Annotated in this window: 3 protein-coding genes; all 3 read right to left on the bottom strand. The window is 69.5% G+C overall.

Going from position 1 to position 2282, the window contains the following annotated elements; all coding sequences use genetic code 11:
• A partial coding sequence (locus tag V6M42_RS15285; RefSeq protein ID WP_332679270.1) for a translation initiation factor IF-2 associated domain-containing protein occupies positions 1-472 on the bottom strand: 472 nt, incomplete at its 3' end.
• Between the two features lie 81 nt (positions 473-553).
• The gene (locus V6M42_RS15280) at positions 554-1222 is read right to left on the bottom strand and encodes an RNA-binding protein (protein WP_332660141.1); all 669 of its coding nucleotides are present in this window, start codon (positions 1220-1222) and stop codon (positions 554-556) included.
• Between the two features lie 18 nt (positions 1223-1240).
• On the bottom strand, positions 1241-2282 hold a 1042-nt coding region (nusA, locus tag V6M42_RS15275; RefSeq protein ID WP_332679269.1), incomplete at its 5' end, for a transcription termination/antitermination protein NusA.

Here is a 2282-nt window from a genome sequence, read left to right as displayed (position 1 = left end):
GGGCGGCGCTGGCGGCCTGGGCGGTGGCGGCGGCCTGTTCATGCGCGGCCTGGTCGCGACGCGCCTGTTCGGCGGCGGCGGCCTGGGCGCGTTCGGCCTGGGCCTTGGTGGCCAGTTCGATGGCGCGGCGGCGGGCTTCCTGTTCCTCGGTCGACAGGCGGCCGCCGGCGGGACCGGCAGGCGCAGCCGGACGCGGCGCCTGGGGCGCAGGCGCATCGGTGCGCGGACGGGCGGCGACATCGAAGCCCTGCGGGCGCTGATGGCCCGGCCCGACGCCGGCGCGCGGGCGCTTGGTCTCGACCACCACGGTCTTGGTGCGGCCGTGGCTGAAGCTCTGGCGCACGGTGCCGGTCGAAACCGATCCCGCCTGCCGGGGCTTCAGGCTCAGAGGCGCGCGCGGGCCCGTCGTGGACGGAGTCCCGGTGGGAGCCTGCGGTGCGCCGTCGTTGGTCTTGTCGTTCTCGTCAGTCATCCGGTCGCTTTACTCGGGACAGCGGGAGATCCGCCGTCGTCTCGTTCAAACACAAAAAGCCGCGCGTCGCCCTGCCCCCAATCAGGGAGCAGAACCCCGCCCGTCCAAAACCTTGTTCGGGGCCTCAGCCGGCTCTCCGCCCCACTCCGGGGGCAGAAGCGGTCGAAATCCCGCCAGTCGTTCGACCTCTATGGTCCAGCGATCGGCCCGCCCGCCCTCAAGCAGGACGGCGTGTATCGCATTTTCCAGCCCAAGGGCCAAACTCAAATCGTCCGCCGTGAAGACGCCGCAGACTTTCGGGCGCGGCGTGATGTGTTTCGCCAGCGAAAGCAGCTTGCCGCGGCCGTCGGCGGACCCGTCCGCCGCCTCGATGATCCAGGCGGCCTTCCCCGACCGGACATTGGCCAGGGATTTCTCGAAGCCTGAGATAAGCACGCCCTCGCGCCGGGCAAGCCCCAGCTGGTCCAGGCAACGTTTCGCCAGCAGGCTTTCAACCGTGTCCGCAAGGTCCGCGGCCGGCTTCATCGGCGCCTTGGCGGCCCGCGAGAACAGATTCTTCTTCACCGCCGTCTCGATCGAGGCGCGGTCCGCCGCGACCCACAGGCCGCGTCCCGGCAGCTTGCGCGCCAGGTCGGGGGCCACCGAACCGTCCGGAGCGGCGACGAAGCGGATCAGGCGAGATTCGTCCATGACCTCGTGGGTGACGAGGTCGCGGCGTTCCCTATCGATCGTCGCTTCGCGCAGACTCATGAACGATCCGGTCTCCCATCACGCGTCGGGGGTTTGTTCGGGGTCCTCGGCGAGGACCTCGTCTTCAACGGCTTCAGCCTCGTCGCCTTCCGGCGCGGCGAAGACGGCGTCGGCGTCGTATTCGCCCTCGGCCAGCTCTTCCTCGTATTCCGGCTCGGGCGGCTGCGGCAGTTCCGAGGCGTCGATCCAGCCGGCGGCGACGCGCGCCTGCAGGATCAGCATCTCGGCCTCTTCCTGGGCCAGGTTGAAGCTCTCGAGCACGCCCGGGACCTTGACCCGTTCGCCGTTCTTCACTTCGTAGCCGCCGCGGATTTCGTCGGTGGCCAGGTCGGCCAGATCCTCGACCGTCTTCACCCCGCCTTCGCCCAGGGCGACGGCGATGGCGCCGGTCACGCCCGGAACGGCCATGACGCCGTCCTCGACGCCCAGCTCGACGCGTTTCGCATCGAGGATGGCGGCCTGACGGTCCAGGAAGTCGCGGGCGCGGGCCTGCAGTTCCTCGGCCGTCTCCTCGTCGAAGCCTTCGATGTCCGAGATTTCGTACGGTTCGACGAAGGCCAGATCCTCGACCGTGGCGAAGCCTTCGGTGACCAGCAGCTGGGCGATGACCTCGTCCACGTCCAGGGCTTCCTGGAACAGGGCGGTGCGCTCGCTGAACTCGCGCTGGCGGCGCTCGGAGTCCTGGCTCTCGGTGATGATGTCGATCTGCCAGCCGGTCAGCTGCGAGGCGAGGCGGACGTTCTGGCCGCGGCGGCCGATGGCCAGCGACAGCTGCTCGTCCGGCACCACCACTTCAACGCGGTCGGCTTCCTCGTCCAGAACCACCTTCGACACTTCAGCGGGCGCGAGGGCGTTGACGATGAACGTCGGCTCGTCGTTGTTCCACTGGATGATGTCGATCTTCTCGCCCTGCAGTTCGGCGACGACCGCCTGAACGCGCGAGCCGCGCATGCCGACGCAGGCGCCGACCGGATCGATGGAGGAGTCGTTCGACAGCACGGCCATCTTGGCGCGCGAGCCGGCGTCGCGGGCGGCGGCGCGGATCTCGATCACGCCGTCG

The sequence above is a fragment of the Brevundimonas sp. genome (genome assembly GCF_036677305.1).
Taxonomy (GTDB): domain Bacteria; phylum Pseudomonadota; class Alphaproteobacteria; order Caulobacterales; family Caulobacteraceae; genus Brevundimonas.
Note: the sequence above shows the minus strand (reverse complement) of the source record. Positions and strands in the feature narration are given on the sequence as shown.